Raw genomic sequence first — 16,112 nt, 5'->3', positions numbered from 1 at the left:
TCACATGTCCTGGCCGCCGGAGTCCATCACCGGGCGGAGCTCGACCCGCGTCCGGACCAGCGCCGAGAAGCGCGCGGCCAGCTCGACGGCCCGGTCGTGCGAGGCGACGTCGATGATCCCGAACCCCGCGAGTACTTCCTTGGTCTCCGCGTACGGTCCGTCCGAGGTGACCGGCCGGCCGTCGACGATCTCGACGGTCATCGTGTGGGACGGGTCGGCGAGCCCGAACCCGGTCACCATCTCGCCGCTGGCGTTCAGCTCGCCGTAGAACTCGCCCATGGCCTGGAAGTGCGCCGCGACCTCCTCCTCGGACCAGGTCGCGTCGCCGCCGCCGAGCCCCAGGGTGTCCCAGTCCGAAGAGTCTCCGAACGTCATGATCATGTACTTCATCGCGCCTCGCCCTCCACACGGGTCATGGTCGATTCGTACCCGCCGCCCGGCCACTGCCAGGCGCCGCTGTTCACCGTCCGGTCGGCGTTGAACCGGCCGACGAACTTGGCCGGCGAGTCCGGTCCACCGAACCAGATGGTCAGAGTGTCGTCCGACAACTCGTAGGTGTACTCGAGGATCTTGCCGTTCGTACCGTAGAAATGTGACCGGAGCGTACCGGTGTCCGGGTCCACGCCGATGTACTCGATCCCGCGGGTCGACTCGCCGTCGGAGACGATGTCGATGTGCTGGACCAGGAACGACTCGTTCTCGAACCACTCGTAGCGGACGGTGCCGCTGTGCCCGGGGCCGCCGATCGACCAGGTGCCGACCAGCGGAGCGAGTGACTGCAGGGAGCTCTTGGACATGGCCGTCTCCTCTCAGCGCCGGACCAGTGCGACGGCGCCGGCCAGCGCGCCGAAGACCAGCGGAAGGGTCGGCGCCGTGCCCAGTACACCGACATTGGTGATCGCCGCTCCGACCATGAGGGCGACCAGGCCGGCGGCGGCGAGGCGGGTGAGCCGGGGACGGCGGGGAACCAGCAGCCCGATCCCGCCGGCCACCTCGAGGATGCCGACGAGCAGCCGGAACCACTGTCCCGCGCCGATGTCGTCGAACATCGCGACCATCTGGGCGTCACCGGCCAGCTTGGCCGCGCCGCCCATCACGAACTGTGCGCCCAGACCGATCCGGACGACCCAGATCCCGACCGTGCGGGCACGGCCGGAACGGGTCGGCGAAGCGGTCCGGGCGGTGCTGCGAAGTGCGAAGGTGTTCATGGTTCTCTCCGATCCGAGGTGAGCTCTCATCCCCTTATCGGAGTCGCCGGCGCGTTCTCTACAGCTGCCCGAAAAAGTTCTCGGACGAGTTGATCAGGCCTCTTCCAGCCGTGGGAACAGCGGGTCGCCCTTGGTCAGGACGGAGCCGGCCGGGAGCTGGCCCCAGGTGCCGGCGTCCTGGACTCGCTGGTCCTGCAACGACCCGAGCTTGGCCTCGGCGCCGAGGAGCTCCCAGAGCTTGGCGGACGTCTTGGGCATCGTCGGGTTGTGGAGTACGGCGACGGCGCGCAGGACCTCGGCGGCGGAGTAGAGGATGGTCGCCAGGCGGGCCCGCTGGGAGTCGTCCTTGGCGACCTTCCACGGCTCCTGCTCGGTGACGTACCCGTTCACGGCGCCGACGAGCTCGTTGATCGCGGCCAGGGCGTCCTGGAACCCGAGGGTGTCCAGGGCCTTGTCCGCGGTCGCGACGGTCTGCGCGAGCTTGTCCGCGAGCGCCTGCTCGGCCGGTCCGTGGTCGGTCGGCTCCGGCAGCGCGCCGTCGAAGTACTTGCCGACCATCGCCGCGATCCGGCTGGCGAGGTTGCCCAGGCCGTTGGCGAGCTCGGAGGTGTAGACCGCGCTCAGGTGCTCCCACGAGAACGAGCCGTCCGACCCGAACTGGATCGTGCGCAGGAAGTAGTACCGGAAGGCGTCCGAACCGAAGTGGTCGGTGATCTCGTGCGGCGCGATCGCGGTCAGCTTCGACTTGCTCATCTTCTCGCCGCCGACCAGCAGCCAGCCGTGCGCGAACACCTGCTTCGGCGTCGCGACCTCAGCGGCCATCAGCATCGCCGGCCAGATCACCGCGTGGAACCGGAGGATGTCCTTACCCACAAGATGCACGTTCGCCGGCCAGAGCTCCTCGAACCGCTCCGGGTCGGTGCCGTAGCCCGCCGCCGACACGTAGTTCAGCAGGGCGTCGATCCACACGTACAGGACGTGGTCCTCGTCCCACGGGACCGGGATGCCCCAGTCGAACGTCGAGCGGGTGATCGACAGGTCCTGCAGACCCTGCTTGACGAACGCGATCACCTCGTTGCGGGCGCTCGACGGCGCCACGAAGTCCGGCTGCGATTCGTAGAGCTCCAGCAGCTTGTCGCCGTACGCCGAGAGCCGGAAGAAGTAGTTGGTCTCGGACACCGTCTCCAGCTCGGTGCCGTGGATCATGCACCGCTGGGTGCCGTCCTCGTCGGTGCGGATGTCCGCGGGGAGCTTGAACTCCTCGCACCCGACGCAGTACAGGCCCTCGTACTCGCCCTTGTAGACGTCGCCCTTGTCGTACAGCTTCTGCCAGAACTCGCGGACCCGCTCGGTGTGGCGCTGGTCGGTGGTCCGGATGAAGTCGTCGTACGCGATGTCGACGTCCACCCAGGCCGGTTTCCAGGACTCCTCGACGAGCTTGTCGGTCCACTCCTGGGGCGTCATGCCCTGGGCCTGCGCGCTGCGCATCACCTTTTCGCCGTGCTCGTCGGTACCCGTCAGGTACCACTTGCGCTCGCCGCGCTGGGCGTGCCAGCGGGTCAGGACGTCCCCGGCCACCGTCGTGTAGGCGCTGCCGATATGCGGCGGGGCCGTGACGTAGTAGATCGGGGTGGTGACGTAATAGGCCTTCTCGGACATGTCAACAAGGGTAGTGGCGTGCGCCAGTGTTATTTACCGGGGTCCCGAGCAGCGAGTACGGCGTCGTACACGGTCCGTTTCGGCACGTTGAAGCGCTTCGCGACGTCGGAGATCGCCTGTTTGCGCGGCGTACCGGCCTCCTCGTCCTTCGCCACCTCCCGCGCCAGGTCCTCCGGGGTCAGCACCTTGTCCGGGTCCGCGCCCGCGACCACCACCGTGATCTCTCCGCGGACACCGTCCTTCGACCACCTGACCAGGTCGTCGAGGGGCCCGCGCTTGACCTCTTCGTACGTCTTGGTGAGCTCCCGGCACACCGCCGTACGCCGGTCCGCGCCGAAGGCCTCCGCCATCGCCTCCAAGGACGCGGTGAGCCGGTGCGGCGCCTCGAAGAACACCATCGTCCGCGGCTCGTCCTTCAACTCCACCAGCCGCCGCCCGCGCTCCCCCGGCTTGCGTGGCAGGAACCCCTCGAACGTGAACCGGTCCACCGGCAGCCCGCTCAACGCGAGCGCGGTCAGCACCGCCGACGGCCCCGGTACGGCGGTCACGTCGACGTCGGCCTCGATCGCCGCCGCCACCAGCCGGTACCCCGGGTCCGACACGCTGGGCATCCCCGCGTCCGTCACCACCACCACGGTCTGCCCGTCCAGCAGCGCCTGCAGCAACTCCGGCGTACGCTCCCGCTCGTTCCCCTCGAAGTAGCTGACCACCCGCCCGGACAACTGGATCCCCAGGTCCGAGGTCAGCCGCCGCAACCGCCGCGTGTCCTCAGCGGCCACCACCTCGGCCGCGGCGAGCACCTTTCCCAACCGCGCCGACGCATCCGACGCATCCCCGATCGGAGTCCCCGCCAGCACCAGTCGCCCGCTCATCGGAACATCATCCCAGGCCGGCCGGACCGACGCGGAGAGGCGGTGGTACCGGGGCGTCCGTACGATGGCGGGCGTGGCTGCTGTGATCGAGGACGGAACGGTTCGGCGGAGTGACGTCGGCGCGGAGCGGGAGACGCTCGGGCGGGACGTGCTCGGGAGACGGCTGCCGCCGCTCAAGGAGCGGTTGTACCCGGCGATGCCGCGGGACTTCGACGGCGGCTGGATCGCGACGCTGGCGATCACCGTGCTGGCCGGCGTGCTGCGGTTCTGGCACCTCAGCAACCCGGTGAAGTTCGTCTTCGACGAGACGTACTACGCCAAGGACGCGTACAGCCTGCTCAAGTTCGGCTACGCACGGCAGTTCATCGACCAGCCGGAGGGCGCCGCGGACAAGGCGATCCTGGCCGGCAACCTGGACGTCTTCAAGGACACCCCGAGCCTGACCGTGCACCCCGAGGTCGGCAAATGGATGATCGCCGCCGGGGAGCAACTGTTCGGGATGACGCCGTTCGGCTGGCGGTTCATGCCGGCGCTGTTCGGCACGCTGACCGTGCTGCTGCTGATCCGGACGGTACGCCGGATGACCCGGTCGACCCTGATCGGCTGTATCGCCGGTCTGCTGCTCGCGGTCGACGGCCTGCACTTCGTGATGTCCCGGGTCGCGCTGCTCGACATCTTCCTCGCGTTCTGGCTGGTCGCGGCGGTCTCCTGCCTGGTCGCCGACCGCGACTGGACCCGCCGCCGGCACGCCGAGACCCTGGACAAGCCGGTCGACGACGGCGCGCGCCGTACCGTCGGCCGCTGGCTGCTGATCCGGCCGTGGCGGATCGCGGCGGGGATCTGCTTCGGCCTGGCGCTCGGCACCAAGTGGTCGGCGGTCTGGGTGCTCGCCGCGTTCGGCGTGATGGTGTTCGCGTGGGACTTCGGCGCCCGGCGCGCGCTCGGCGTCCGGTTCGCGTTCGTGAAGTCGGCCCTGGTCGACGGCGTCCCGGCGTTCATCAGCCTGGTGCTGGTCGCGGTCGTCACGTACGTCGCGACCTGGACCGGCTGGCTGCTGCACGACAACGCCTACGACCACAACTGGGCCGCGAGCAACCCAGCGCACGGCGTGATGAAGGTCGTGCCGGACGACTTCCGGTCGCTGCTGGCGTACCACAAGGAAGTCCTCGCCTTCCACACCGGCGACTACATCAAGCACGCCACCCACCCGTACGCCTCGAACCCGGCCGGCTGGCCGATCATCGCCCGCCCGATCGGTTTCGACGCGGTCAACGACATCAAGCCCGGTACGCCGGGCTGCAACGCGCCGACCGGGACCAACTGTCTGCAGGTGATCTCTGCCCTCGGTACGCCGCTGTTGTGGTGGGGAGGTGCGCTCGCGCTGATCGCGGCGCTGGTGCTGTGGATAGGCACGCGCGATTGGCGGCTCGGCATACCGATCGTCGGGTTCGTGACGTGCTGGGTGCCGTGGTTCGCGTTCGACGACCGGCCGATCTTCTTCTTCTACGCCGTCACGATGATCCCGTTCACCGTGATGGCACTGGCGCTGATCCTCGGCAAGGTCCTCGGCCCGGCCCGGGCCGCGATGAGTACGGCGACCCCACGCCGGCTGATCGGCACCGCGGTGGTCGGCGCGTTCGTCGTCCTCGTGGTCCTGAACTTCGCCTACATCTGGCCGATCCTGACCGACGAGGTCCTCCCGCACCCCGACTGGCTCAGCCGCATGTGGTTCAAGTCCTGGATCTGACCGCGTACTGGACCGCCGCGAACGGCCACCGCTCCGCAAGCCAACGACTCACCGCTTCGTACAGAACGACGTCCAGCTCGGCCCGATCGGCGCGGACCCAGGATCGTACGTCGGTGACGCTCGGGTCCTTGCGCGACGGATAGATGTACAAGCACCCGATGACGTCGCCGTCGGTCTCGAGAACCGTGTACGTGAACCCGCGGCGCTGGACGAAGTCGTCCGCGTGCCGTTGGAGATCGCCGAGGTTGGACTCCGGCGTCATGCCGTTGACCGGCGGCCAGCTGCTGCCGTGGAAGCCGGGTGTCGCGCGGATGTGCTCGATGCTGCTGGTCCAGGCCGCGTAGTCCGGCAGGTTGTGCTCGGGTCCGAGCGGTTCCAGCCGGAATTGCGGCGTGGTCAGCTCCCGGGGAACGTCGAAGTCAGCTGGGACGAAGTCGGCCATGACGGCAGGCTACGAGGCAGACGGCCGGGCCACATCCGGTTTTCAGTGGAGTTCGTGGTGGCCCTTCGGCTTGTGTTTCTTGCCGTGGCGTTTGGCTGAGGACTGGCCACCTACGCCGCCGAAGAGGGCCAGGCCCTTGACCACGACGACGGGGGCGTTCGGGTCGGGGTCGTCGCTGCCGCGGGCGCCGAAGCCGCCGAAGATGCCGACGCCCTCGTTGCGGACGGTCACGCCTTCGGGGACGGTGATGTCGATACCGCCGAACACCGCGAACGCCCAGATCGTCACCTCACGGCCCTCGAAGACCGCGTTCGTCATGTCCAGGTCGTGCCCGCCGAACACCGCGAACGCGTTGGTCCGGCGCTTCACCCGCCAGCGGCCCTTCCGCTCGCCGCCGCCGAAGATCGCCACCATCGTATCGAAACTCGAGTCCGGGTCGGCCGGCTCCTCGATCGGCACCAGGCTGGTCGACGCGGCCGGCGCGGGTTGCGCCACCGGAATCGGCTGACCGGGAACGACGAGGTCGCGGGTGATCGGTTCGAGCTCGCCGAGGGTCTTCGCCTCCAGCGTCTGCTCGAGGCGCTCGGCGTGCTCCTCCTGCGTCAACCGGCCCGACATCAGGGCCTCCCGCAGTACGTCGACCACCTGGTCACGATCGATGTCGGACGCCCGCAGATGTGCGTGCGGATGCGGGCGATCGGGCAGGTTTTCCATAACACGCAACGATATATCGGAACCGGCTCGGTGAGGACCCCGATAAACCCCGGAACCGACCCCGATGAACCACCGTGGGCACCCACCAACCGTTTTCGGGCCGCCCAAATGGTTGGTGGGTGCTCAAGGACGCGGTTCGCCGGTGCGGAGAGCGAGGAGGAGCGCGACGAGGGTGATCGCCGCGAACGTGATCGCCGTACCGGGGTAGCCGCCGAGGCCCAGTCCGAGGCCGCCGACCGCGGCGCCGAGGAACGTCCCGAGGCTCATGCCGGCCGCGTTGACGCTGAGCGCGGACCCGCGGAGGTCACCGCTGCGGCGAACCAGCAGCGTGGTGACACAGGCGGCGACCGTTGCGTGGCTGGCGCCCATGAGCGCGGTGAGGAGCAGCGTGAGCGGAAGCGTCGGCGAGAAGTAGAACGCGGAGACGGCCAGCAACGCGGTGGTGACACCCACGACGAGCAGCCGTTCGGGTGTGATCCACGGGCGATCGGTGGCGAGGTACCGGCCGGAGAGGAGGTTGCCGAGGAAGAACGAGGCGCCGCTGAGCGACCAGACCAGCGCGAACCAGCCCGGCGCGAGCTCGAACTTCTCGTCGTAGAACGCCGCGAGATAAGCGAGATAGCCCATGAAGGCCGCGGTCCGCAGCATCGCGATGGCCAGCAACGGAAGCGCGCCAGGGATGCGAGCGAGCTCGCGGTACGTCGCCAGGTAGCTCATCCGCTCGCGGTGGGTGATCGGCGCCTTCCGCCCGCGTCCGCGCCAGAAGAACGCCGCCGCCAGGGCGAGCGAGATCGCGGCCGCGGCGAGCAGGTTGCCCCGCCAGCCCCAGATCAGCCCCGGCCCGGCGAGCACCGGAGCCGCCAGCATCGCCATCGCCGACGTCGTCGCGGACACCAGCGTCGCCGCGCGGCCGGCCGCTGCCGGCGACCTGAACCGGTCCGCGGCCGCCGCACCGATCGAGGGCGCCAGGATCGACGTCGACGCGCCGATCAGCAGGCAGAAGGCCGCCAACGCAAACACGTTGCCTACGGCCCCCAATACGGCGGAGACGCCGAGCAGTGCGAGCCCGCCCGCGGCGACCAGCTCGCGCGGCGCGCGGTCCATCAACGGCGCGAGCAACACCCCGACGGCCAGGGCTGCGAGTCCCCCGAGACCTCGCAGACCGCCGATCTCCGCGACGCTGCCGCCGGCGGCCTCGGAGATCGGCACCAGATACATCCCGAACACCGTGAACGGGATCAGGCTCACGGTCGAGGCCAGCAGGAACGGCCACAGCCGCTTGGCCATTCGGAGGTCGCCGGGCACTTCCGTGCTGAGCGGCTGGGTTTGCGTCATGTGTCCGTCCTGTAGCGATAGAGGCTGCTCGGGCGGGAGCTGAACTGGGAAAAGGGAAAGGGTTCCGCGGACAGCGCGGTGACACCGTGGCCGAGGAACGCACGGGCCACGGCACTGCCGGTCTGAGCGTAGACGGCCAGCGGCTTCGATTGCTCACGGCAACGAGTGAGGAGGACGTCGAAGCTGCCGTTGGACAGGGTCATACCGGTGGCGACGACCGCGTCGGCGGCGTCGATCACCTCGGTCATGTCACGGGAAACGGGCAGACCGGAGGCGGTCTCCCGGAGGTTGAAGTCGCACGGGAGACAGATGCCGCCGCGCGCCGTGATCGCGTCGACGAGCGGGTTCACGACACCGATCAGCGCGACCTTGGTGCCTTCGGCAACATCGAGCAGCCCGGCGACGGCGGCGTCACGAGCCCGGGCGCGAACATCCGGCGTACCCGCGGGGAGGACCACCTCCTCGGCGTACGGCGCGGCGTGGTGCGGCTCGACCGCGGCCAGGTAGGCGTCGAGCGCAGCGATCCGGACGGGCAGCGGGTCGTTGGAGGTGAGGACGTCGGCGAGTGTGCGGCCGGAGGTGTCGGCGCAGTACGCCGGGTCTAGCTCGCCCGACTCGAATGAGCACGCGCCGAAGACCTCGCCTACTCGCAACAGCACGTAGTAGTTCCGGTAGGTGACGTCGGCGCCGGGCAGGCGGGTCGTGTGGTGCAGCCAGAACGCACTGGTGATGTCGAGGTCCGCCGGCGACGGACCACGTTTTCCGGCGAGTACGTCTGCGGTCAGATCAGCCACGTTGACGGTCATGGGAGATCGGCCAGCCTTTCTGGGTTGTACTGCAGGGCGGACAGTTCGGGGCGGTCTTTGGGCTGGAAGCAGTACAGGAGAGAGCGGCGGTCGGTGGCCGTCCGGTTCGGGGCGGAGCGGTGCACCATCAGGCCGGGAAACATCAGCACCGACCCGGCCGGGGCCTCGACCGTCACCGCGCGGGTCTCGTCGACGACCGTTGGATCCACCAGCAACCCGGTCGGGTCCTGCGGATCACGACGTACCGGACCCTCCGCGGGGCTGCCCGGGATCAGGGTCATCGCGCCGTTCGCGGCGGTGTTGTCGTCGAGCATCACGATCGCGGTCGCGATGTCGTACGCCGCCGCGCCGCAACACCCGTACCAGTACGGGAAGTCCTGGTGCCACGCGAACTCCGACCCGACGCCGGCCCGCTTGAAGTTCAGCTTCGCAACGAACCGCCCCGCCGTTGCCCCGATCAACGAACTCATGGGCTCGACCAACCGCGGCTCGCTCCACAACGCCTCCAGGGCCGGATGCAGGTGCGCCACCGGCGACAGGCTGCGCACTGTCTTCCCGACCGCGTCCGGCTCCCAGTGGATCGTTGTCCCGTGCACCGTTTCCAGCCGGTGCCCGTCCGGCCAGATGTTCACGGTCGTCTCGCCGGCTTCGGCCGCGGACACGACGTCCACGTGCACCTGCTCGACCACGGCGCGCAGCCGATCCACCTCGGCGGCCGTGAACAACTCCGGAAGCAGCACATACCCACTCACAGGATCACATTAATGCGACGGAGTCGCAGATGGAAACTCTTCGCGGCGGACCTGCGCGGATTCCCTCCGGTCCCACGACATCGCCGACCACGGCACCGCGAGTTCGTCCAGCGAGTCGATCTCCCGCGGCCGCATCGACGCCATCGGCCGCGCCTCGGCATGCCGGGCGAACGCGGACTCGACGTACCGCGTCCCGGTGTCCGCGGCCAGGAAAACGTGTTTCCGCCCGCGATCGCAGTTGTGCTCCCACAACGCCGACAGGTACGCCGCCCCGGCGGAAAGCCCCGCGAACACGCCGGAGGTGCGGAGCAGATCCACCGCGGCCGACATCGCGTAGTCGAAGGAAACCCAGTGCAACCGGTCGTACAACTCGTGCCGCACGTTCCGGAACTCGATCGAGCTCCCGATTCCGGCGATGATCATCTCCGGGTCCTGCGTGTGCCCGGCCCCGAACGTGATGCTGCCGAACGGCTGGACGCCGACCAGGTTCACATCCCGGCCGCGTTCCCGCAGGTACGCCGCGATCGCGCCGGTGGAGGCGCCGGTACCGACGCCGCCGACCAGGCACAGCGGGCCCGACGGCACCAGTTCCGCCACGAGGTCCGCGATCGCGCCGTACCCGAGGTAGTGGATGTCGTCGTGGTACTGCTGCATCCAGTGGTACGTCGGATTGTCGCGGAGGATCTCGCCGATCCGGCGGACCCGGAGGTTCTGGTCGAGCTGCAGGTTGTTCGACGACGGCACCTGTTCGATGGTGGCGCCGAGGATCTCGAGCTGGATCTTCAGCGTCCGGTCCACCGTGGTCGAGCCGACGATGTGGCATTTCATCCCGTACCGGTGGCAGGCGAGCGCGAGGGCGTGCGCGTAGATCCCGCTCGAGCTGTCGATCAGCGTGTCACCGGGCCGGACCTGCCCGGTCTCCAGGAGCCGGCGGACGGCGCCGAGCGCGGAGTACACCTTCATGGTCTCGAACCGCAGGCAGATCAGATCGTCTCCGGCGCCGGAACTGACACGGATCGGGTCCGGGTCCTTGATGGCCTCCGCCAGGTGGTCGTGCAGTCGCGTCATCGGCGCGGTTCGCTCCTTGAGTCGGTGGTCAGCACGGGCGGAGAATCGAGGTGGGCGGCGGCGACGAGCTGTTTGGTCAGCTCGTGGTGCGGGTCGGTGGTGAGCGTCGCGGGCGGGCCTTGCTCGACGACCCGGCCGGCGTCGAGGACGAGGACCCGGTCCGCGACCGCTGCGACCAGGCGCAGGTCGTGACCGATCCAGATCAGCGCCGTACCGCGGTCCTTGAGCTCGGTCAGCAGGTCGAGGACCAGCGCCGTACCGTGATCGTCGAGCGCGGTGGTGATCTCGTCGCAGATCAGTACGTCGGGGTTCGCCAGGACTGCTCGCGCCAGGGCCGCGCGTTGCAGTTCGCCGCCGGACAGGCGGCTCGGCGGGCGGGCGGCAGTGATCGCGGCGACGCCGAGACGGGCGAGCGTGGCGACGGCTTCGGCGTGTGCCTGGCCCGGCGCGAGTCCGCGCAGGCGTTGCGCCGTACGGGCGACCTGCTGGTCGACGGGCCGTCGTTCGTCGAACGAGCCGCGGACCTCCTGCCAGACGTACTGGACGCGGCGGTGCTGGTCGCGGGTGCGCTTGCGGAGGACCGGAAGCGGTACGTCGTCGAGCAGGATGGTGCCGGTGTAGCGCTCGTGCAGGCCGGCCAGGCAGCGGGCCAAGGTGGTCTTGCCGCTGCCGGAGCGGCCGACGACGCCGAGGCAGGCGCCGGCGCGGACGGCGAGGTCGGCCTCGTGCAGGACGACGTCGCGGCCGCGCGGGCGCAGCGAGGCTGACAGGTTCATTGCCGTTAGCAACGGTTGTCCGAGGGCGGAGGTTCCCGGGAGTTGCAGGTCCGGCGCGGGCGGGAGTACGTCGGTGGCGATCACCTGCCCGGCGTCGAGCACGACGACCCGGGACGCGAGTGCTCGGACCAGGTCGAGATCGTGACTGAGCAACAAGATGCCGAGACCGGTGGTGGCGAGATCTCTGAGTTCGTGGACGAGTTGCAGGCGGGTGATCGAGTCGAGGCCGGTGCTCGGCTCGTCGAGCACGAGAACCTTCGGTCGGCAGGTGAGCGTTTGCGCAAGTGCTACGCGTTGCCGCTGGCCGCCGGAGAACTGATGCGGAAAACGTTTGAGCGTGGCGCGATCTCCAGGCAGCTGAGCCGCGCGGACGGCCTCGCGCGGGTCGCCGTCGTGCAATTTCGCCAGTTCCTGCAGCGTCGTACCGATGCGCCGGGCCGGGTTGAGCGCGCTGCCGGGATGCTGCGGCATGTAGGCGACGACGCGGCCACGCACCGCCGGCGCGTTCGGTGTCACTCCCTCGCTGTCAACAACCAGTTGGCCGCCAACCTCGACCCGTCCGGCCAGTCGTACACCGTCACCGTGCTCGCCTAGCAGTGCTAGCGCCGAGGTCGTCTTCCCCGACCCGGACGCGCCCACGAGCGCAGTCACCTCCCCCGCGACAACGTCGAACGACACGTTGTCGACCAGCACCGCGCTGCCAGCAGTCGCCGACAGCCCAACCACGCGCACCACCGGCGTCATCGTGTGCTCTCCACGAGGCGGCGTGATCTGTGGACGAGGCGGTCGGCGAGGAGGTTGAAGCCCAAGGTGAAGGAGACGAGCAGGAGGGCCGGGGCGAGGACCGACCAGGGTTGGAGCAGCAGGCCCTCGCGGTTGCGGGACACGCTGACGGCCCAGTCCGGCGCGGTGGGGCTCAGGCCGAGGCCGAGGAAGTTGACCGAGGCGACGAGGAACACCGCGAGCGTGATCCGGGTGCCGAGATCCGCCGCGACGGGGCCGAGCACCGAGCGTCCGACGTACCCGAGCTGGATGGTGACCCACGATTCCCGCTGCATCCGCAGCGCCTCTACCACTGGTCCACTGGCCGCGTCCAGGGCCGCTGCTCGGACGAGTCGGGCGACGGTCGGTACGTTCACCATCGCGACGGCGACGGTGATCGCCGCCGCGGACGCGCGCCAGCCGACGGCGACCACGCTGATGACAAGCAGGGACGGGAGCGGCAGCAGTACGTCGAGCGGCCGCATCATGCCTTCGTCCAGCCACCGGTGCCGGGTCGACGCGGCCGTCAGCCCGATCAGCCCGCCCACCAGATACGCCAGCACCACCGCCCCGATCGCCATCCCGAGCGCCGTCCGCCCACCCACCAACAGCAGCCCCAGCACATCCCGCCCCAACCCATCCGTCCCCAGCACTCCTTCGGACGAGTACGGCAGACCCGTCCGAGCGCCGTACGGCAGAAACGGGCCGACCACCGCAACCACCAACGGCACCGCAACGAGCCCCAGCGATACGCCTTCACGGGGGTTCATCGGAGGATCTCCGAGCGCGGGACCAGCCGGTTGCAGAGGAGGTCGGCGCCGAGGTTGATGAGGAGCGCGGCAACGGCCAGGACAAGCGTGAGACCTTGCACCGTTGGGATGTCGCGGGTCTCCACCCCGTCTACGAGCGCTGTCGCGAAGCCGGGGATCGCGAAGATCGCCTCGACGACCAGCACCCCTCCTAGAAGCGTGTCGCCGGTACGCGCCAACTCCTGGACACCAGGAACCGCAGCGTTCGGCAGCACATGCCGGAGCAGCAACTGACGACGCGGGATGCCGAGCCGTCGAGCCTGCGTCACATACTCGGCATTCAGAGCAGCAACCGTCCCCGCACGGACCTGACGCGACAACAGGCAGACCGTCCGGCCGAAGAGCACAGCGATGGGCAGGATCAGCAGCGCAGGCGAGGACAGCAGGCTCCCACCGATCCACGTAGCCGGCAACCACCCGAGCTTCAGAGAAAACACAGCCACCAGCACGACAGCGATTACAAAATCCGGAATCGCCGACAACGCCAACGTGACCGATGTGATCGCCCGATCGACCCGCCCGTTCTCACGCGTCCCCATCACGATGCCCAGGGCAACGGCCAGCGGTACGACGATCGCGAGCGTCGCCAGCGTGAGTACGAGCGTCGCGCCGATCGAGCTCCGCACGATGTCGGCCACCGGTCCCCCGCTGATCAGCGACGTACCGAGATCGCCCGTGAACACATTGCCCACCCAGTGCACGAACCGCTCGGCAGGCGGCTGGTCAAGACCGAGCTCCGCCCGCAGCGCGGCGACCTGCGCCGGCGTCAGCGTCTCGGTGAACCGCAGATCCGCCGCGTCTCCCGGCAGCAGCGACGTCAGCACGAACACCAGCACCGAGAGCACCGCCAACTGAACGACGGCGAGCCCCGCCCGTTGAGCGGCGTACGACCGCATTCAGGCCAGCCACACCTTGTCGAACCGGCCCTGGTCCAACGTGTTCGGCGGCACCGCCTGCACTCCCTGCACCTTCGACGACACCGCGATCATGTAGTCCGGCAGCCCCCAGGCGAGGATCCCGCCCTCGTCGCGCACCGTCTTCTGCAGTACGCCGTACTTCGCCGACCGCTCGTCCTCGGACGTCACCGCCCGCGCCGCCGCGAACGCCGTGTCGAACGCAGGCCGCCGCCAATGCGTGACGTTGAACGGCGAATGCGACAGCAACCGATCGGTGACGTACTGCGGAATCGGCATCGCCCCCGACCGATGGTTGCCAATAGCCCCCTTCGTGAGCAGGTCCTTCGCGTACGTCTGCGGGCTCCCGGTCGTGACCTTCAACCGCACCCCCGCCTCCGCGACCTGCTCCGCGAACAACGTGGCCGCCTCGACGAACCCGGCCGACGCGTCCGCGGTGAAGATCTCCACCTCTTTGCCCGCCAGCCCGGCCTTCTTCAGCAAGCTCCGCGCCCGCTCGACATCGCGTTCCCGGGGCGGCAGATCGGCCGGGTAGTACTGATATCCCTTGCCGAACAGGTCGTTCCCCACCTCACCCCGGCCGGCCAGTACGACGTCCACGAGCCGCTGCCGGTCCGCCACCAACTTGAACGCGAGCCGTACGTCGGGGTTGTCGAACGGCGCCTGGTCGACCTTCATCACGAACGCCTGCATCGTGCTGGCCTTCGCCGCCACGATCCGCACCGTCTTGCCGGCCTCCGCCGTCCGCGCGAACGTCGCCGTCATGTCGTTGGCGTACTCCGCCTGACCACCCTGTACGGCGTTCGCCCGCGCCTCGGAGTCGGCGGACAGGATGTGCAGCTCCTCGATCCGCGCGGGCTCGTCCCAGTAGTCGTCGTACCGCGACCCGACCATCGAGCGGCCGGCCTCGAAGGACACGTACCGGAACGCGCCGGTCCCGACGGGCTTGGTCGGATCCTTGAACCCGTTCCGCACGATCTGGGTGCCGATTCCGGCCAGCAGCGCGGGGAACTCCGCGTTCGGCTGGGTCAGCACCAGCTCGACCGTCGCGGGGCCGATCGCCTTGCTGCGCTTGAGATCCAGCGTCGCGAGCGACGACTGCGCGACCCGCTCAGGGACGGCGGGATCGACGATCCGGGCGATGCTGTACAGCACGTCCTCGGCGACCAGTTTGGCGCCGTCGTGGAAGGTCGCGTCGCGCAGGCTGAACCGCCAGGTCGTCGCGGTGCCGTCGTGTTCCCACTTCGACGCGAGCCGCGGTACCGGCTTCAGATCCGGGCCGAGTTCGACGAGCTTCTCGTAGATCGCCTTGTGCCGCGCGATGTCCACGAACAGGCTCTGCACGTGCGGGTCGAGCACCTCCTTCGCCCCGCCACCGGCGTACACGGCACGCAGCCGCCCGCCCTGTGTGGGTTGCGCGGCCGCACCCCCGTCCGCCCCACATCCGGTCATCGCCGCCAGCCCGGCAACCCCGGCCAGCCCCAGAAACCCACGCCTACCCAAAGCCTCGGACACGCGCCCCATCCTCACCTTTAGTGAAAACGATTGTCAAATCCAGCGCGCATCCGAACCCGACGCGATCATTCTTTCCGCCCGGTCCCCCGATCGCTCTCCGTGACGGCGTGTCTGATCCGCGCTAACGACAGGAGGTGGTCACTACCGATCGCCCGCGCCAGGCTCGCCGCACCAGGCCGAAGGGCCTCGGGCGGCACTACCTCCTGTCCTTAGGAGATTTCGTCGCAGTCGGGGGTGGCGCAGGTGTTCGGGAGGTTGGCCGCGATGCGGTTGAGGAGGGTGGTGAGCTGGGCCTGCTCGTCCGCGGTCAGGTGGTCGAAGAAGTAGCTGCGAACGGCGGCGACGTGATCGGGCGCGGCGGATTCGATCGCCTTGCGGCCGAGTGGGGTGAGGCGGACCATCGAGCCGCGGGCGTCGGAGGTGCATTCCTCACGGGTGACCAGGCCGCGTTTCTCCATCCGGCTGACCTGGTGCGACAGGCGGCTGCGTTCCCAGCCGACCGAGCGGCCGAGGTCGCGGGTGCGGAGCAGGCCGTCCTCGGCCTCGGACAGCGGGTGCAGCAGCGCGTAGTCGGCGCCGGACAGGCCCGAGTTCGTGATCATCCGCGCCTCGAGCGCGCGCATCAGTTCGCGATGCGTGTCACGGTACGACTGCCAGAGCCCAGCCTCCTGCGCCCCGAGCCACTGCGGTTCCTCCATCCATCTATTGTACGGACGGACGTTGACATGTCACC

The 16,112-nt window shown here is 69.1% G+C and carries 17 protein-coding genes; 1 reads left to right on the top strand and 16 read right to left on the bottom strand.

Translation table 11 applies throughout. The features are described 5' to 3' along the window. From E0H92_RS09735 to rsmI, 5 genes are all read right to left on the bottom strand, one after another. Nucleotides 1-390: a YciI family protein gene (locus E0H92_RS09735; protein ID WP_131468343.1), complete on the bottom strand. Its 390-nt coding sequence runs from the start codon at nucleotides 388-390 to the stop codon at nucleotides 1-3. After that, a complete protein-coding gene (locus tag E0H92_RS09730) occupies nucleotides 387-797 on the bottom strand; it encodes a hypothetical protein (RefSeq protein ID WP_131468345.1) in 411 nt (136 codons plus the stop codon). The genes E0H92_RS09735 and E0H92_RS09730 overlap by 4 nt, the downstream gene beginning before the upstream one ends. Nucleotides 798-809: 12 nt before the next feature. Continuing rightward, nucleotides 810-1,208 (bottom strand): DoxX family protein, encoded by a 399-nt coding sequence (locus E0H92_RS09725; protein WP_131468347.1) that lies wholly within the window; start codon nucleotides 1,206-1,208, stop codon nucleotides 810-812. A gap of 93 nt (nucleotides 1,209-1,301) precedes the next feature. Next, on the bottom strand, nucleotides 1,302-2,867 hold the full coding sequence (gene metG / locus E0H92_RS09720) for a methionine--tRNA ligase (protein ID WP_131468349.1): 1,566 nt from the start codon (nucleotides 2,865-2,867) through the stop codon (nucleotides 1,302-1,304). A gap of 29 nt (nucleotides 2,868-2,896) precedes the next feature. Continuing rightward, nucleotides 2,897-3,739, bottom strand: a complete 843-nt coding sequence (gene rsmI / locus E0H92_RS09715) for a 16S rRNA (cytidine(1402)-2'-O)-methyltransferase (RefSeq protein ID WP_131496016.1) — start codon at nucleotides 3,737-3,739, stop codon at nucleotides 2,897-2,899. A gap of 64 nt (nucleotides 3,740-3,803) precedes the next feature. Between rsmI and E0H92_RS09710 the strand changes: the two genes are divergently transcribed. Then, a complete protein-coding gene (locus tag E0H92_RS09710) occupies nucleotides 3,804-5,486 on the top strand; it encodes a dolichyl-phosphate-mannose--protein mannosyltransferase (RefSeq protein WP_131496015.1) in 1,683 nt (560 codons plus the stop codon). On the opposite strand, the gene E0H92_RS09705 is transcribed toward E0H92_RS09710, so the two are convergent. The 11 genes from E0H92_RS09705 to E0H92_RS09655 all read right to left on the bottom strand — a co-directional run bounded on the left by E0H92_RS09705 (nucleotide 5,470) and on the right by E0H92_RS09655 (nucleotide 16,077). Next, a complete protein-coding gene (locus tag E0H92_RS09705; RefSeq protein ID WP_131496014.1) occupies nucleotides 5,470-5,928 on the bottom strand; it encodes a GNAT family N-acetyltransferase in 459 nt (152 codons plus the stop codon). The two genes, E0H92_RS09710 and E0H92_RS09705, sit on opposite strands and share 17 nt — an antisense overlap. A gap of 42 nt (nucleotides 5,929-5,970) precedes the next feature. After that, nucleotides 5,971-6,642: a DUF1707 SHOCT-like domain-containing protein gene (locus E0H92_RS09700; RefSeq protein ID WP_131496013.1), complete on the bottom strand. Its 672-nt coding sequence runs from the start codon at nucleotides 6,640-6,642 to the stop codon at nucleotides 5,971-5,973. A gap of 123 nt (nucleotides 6,643-6,765) precedes the next feature. Beyond that, entirely contained in the window at nucleotides 6,766-7,977 is a 1,212-nt protein-coding gene (locus E0H92_RS09695; protein ID WP_238173360.1) for an MFS transporter, read from the bottom strand. Continuing rightward, nucleotides 7,974-8,783 (bottom strand): Rossmann-like domain-containing protein, encoded by an 810-nt coding sequence (locus E0H92_RS09690; RefSeq protein ID WP_131496012.1) that lies wholly within the window; start codon nucleotides 8,781-8,783, stop codon nucleotides 7,974-7,976. Before E0H92_RS09690 ends, E0H92_RS09695 begins: the two co-directional genes overlap by 4 nt. Beyond that, a complete protein-coding gene (locus E0H92_RS09685; RefSeq protein WP_131468361.1) occupies nucleotides 8,780-9,535 on the bottom strand; it encodes a phytanoyl-CoA dioxygenase family protein in 756 nt (251 codons plus the stop codon). The genes E0H92_RS09690 and E0H92_RS09685 overlap by 4 nt, the downstream gene beginning before the upstream one ends. A 9-nt stretch (nucleotides 9,536-9,544) precedes the next feature. Next, the gene (locus tag E0H92_RS09680; protein ID WP_202873553.1) at nucleotides 9,545-10,603 is read right to left on the bottom strand and encodes a pyridoxal-phosphate dependent enzyme; all 1,059 of its coding nucleotides are present in this window, start codon (nucleotides 10,601-10,603) and stop codon (nucleotides 9,545-9,547) included. Further along, nucleotides 10,600-12,123: an ABC transporter ATP-binding protein gene (locus E0H92_RS09675; protein WP_131496011.1), complete on the bottom strand. Its 1,524-nt coding sequence runs from the start codon at nucleotides 12,121-12,123 to the stop codon at nucleotides 10,600-10,602. Before E0H92_RS09675 ends, E0H92_RS09680 begins: the two co-directional genes overlap by 4 nt. Further along, nucleotides 12,120-12,911 carry an ABC transporter permease gene (locus E0H92_RS09670; protein WP_131468365.1) on the bottom strand — a complete coding sequence of 264 codons (792 nt, stop codon included), beginning with the start codon at nucleotides 12,909-12,911 and terminating at the stop codon, nucleotides 12,120-12,122. The genes E0H92_RS09675 and E0H92_RS09670 overlap by 4 nt, the downstream gene beginning before the upstream one ends. Continuing rightward, a complete protein-coding gene (locus E0H92_RS09665) occupies nucleotides 12,908-13,846 on the bottom strand; it encodes an ABC transporter permease (RefSeq protein ID WP_131468367.1) in 939 nt (312 codons plus the stop codon). The genes E0H92_RS09670 and E0H92_RS09665 overlap by 4 nt, the downstream gene beginning before the upstream one ends. Further along, complete coding sequence (locus E0H92_RS09660) at nucleotides 13,847-15,388, bottom strand: ABC transporter substrate-binding protein (protein ID WP_131468369.1); 1,542 nt, start codon at nucleotides 15,386-15,388, stop codon at nucleotides 13,847-13,849. 200 nt (nucleotides 15,389-15,588) lie between these two features. Further along, the gene (locus E0H92_RS09655) at nucleotides 15,589-16,077 is read right to left on the bottom strand and encodes a MarR family winged helix-turn-helix transcriptional regulator (protein WP_131468371.1); all 489 of its coding nucleotides are present in this window, start codon (nucleotides 16,075-16,077) and stop codon (nucleotides 15,589-15,591) included. Nucleotides 16,078-16,112 lie beyond the last annotated feature (35 nt).

This window comes from Kribbella speibonae (assembly GCF_004331375.1).
Classification (GTDB): Bacteria; Actinomycetota; Actinomycetes; order Propionibacteriales; family Kribbellaceae; genus Kribbella; species Kribbella sindirgiensis.
This window is presented reverse-complemented; position numbering and strand designations above follow the sequence as displayed.

Coding starts and splice junctions, on each gene's coding strand:
- metG (WP_131468349.1), bottom strand. CDS start 2,867: ATGTCCGAGAAGGCCTATTACGTCACCACCCCGATCTACTACGTCACG.
- E0H92_RS09675 (WP_131496011.1), bottom strand. CDS start 12,123: ATGACGCCGGTGGTGCGCGTGGTTGGGCTGTCGGCGACTGCTGGCAGC.
- E0H92_RS09680 (WP_202873553.1), bottom strand. CDS start 10,603: ATGACGCGACTGCACGACCACCTGGCGGAGGCCATCAAGGACCCGGAC.
- E0H92_RS09690 (WP_131496012.1), bottom strand. CDS start 8,783: ATGACCGTCAACGTGGCTGATCTGACCGCAGACGTACTCGCCGGAAAA.
- E0H92_RS09660 (WP_131468369.1), bottom strand. CDS start 15,388: ATGGGGCGCGTGTCCGAGGCTTTGGGTAGGCGTGGGTTTCTGGGGCTG.
- E0H92_RS09655 (WP_131468371.1), bottom strand. CDS start 16,077: ATGGAGGAACCGCAGTGGCTCGGGGCGCAGGAGGCTGGGCTCTGGCAG.
- E0H92_RS09700 (WP_131496013.1), bottom strand. CDS start 6,642: ATGGAAAACCTGCCCGATCGCCCGCATCCGCACGCACATCTGCGGGCG.
- E0H92_RS09670 (WP_131468365.1), bottom strand. CDS start 12,911: ATGAACCCCCGTGAAGGCGTATCGCTGGGGCTCGTTGCGGTGCCGTTG.
- E0H92_RS09725 (WP_131468347.1), bottom strand. CDS start 1,208: ATGAACACCTTCGCACTTCGCAGCACCGCCCGGACCGCTTCGCCGACC.
- E0H92_RS09705 (WP_131496014.1), bottom strand. CDS start 5,928: ATGGCCGACTTCGTCCCAGCTGACTTCGACGTTCCCCGGGAGCTGACC.
- E0H92_RS09710 (WP_131496015.1), top strand. CDS start 3,804: ATGGCGGGCGTGGCTGCTGTGATCGAGGACGGAACGGTTCGGCGGAGT.
- rsmI (WP_131496016.1), bottom strand. CDS start 3,739: ATGAGCGGGCGACTGGTGCTGGCGGGGACTCCGATCGGGGATGCGTCG.
- E0H92_RS09735 (WP_131468343.1), bottom strand. CDS start 390: ATGAAGTACATGATCATGACGTTCGGAGACTCTTCGGACTGGGACACC.
- E0H92_RS09730 (WP_131468345.1), bottom strand. CDS start 797: ATGTCCAAGAGCTCCCTGCAGTCACTCGCTCCGCTGGTCGGCACCTGG.
- E0H92_RS09695 (WP_238173360.1), bottom strand. CDS start 7,977: ATGACGCAAACCCAGCCGCTCAGCACGGAAGTGCCCGGCGACCTCCGA.
- E0H92_RS09665 (WP_131468367.1), bottom strand. CDS start 13,846: ATGCGGTCGTACGCCGCTCAACGGGCGGGGCTCGCCGTCGTTCAGTTG.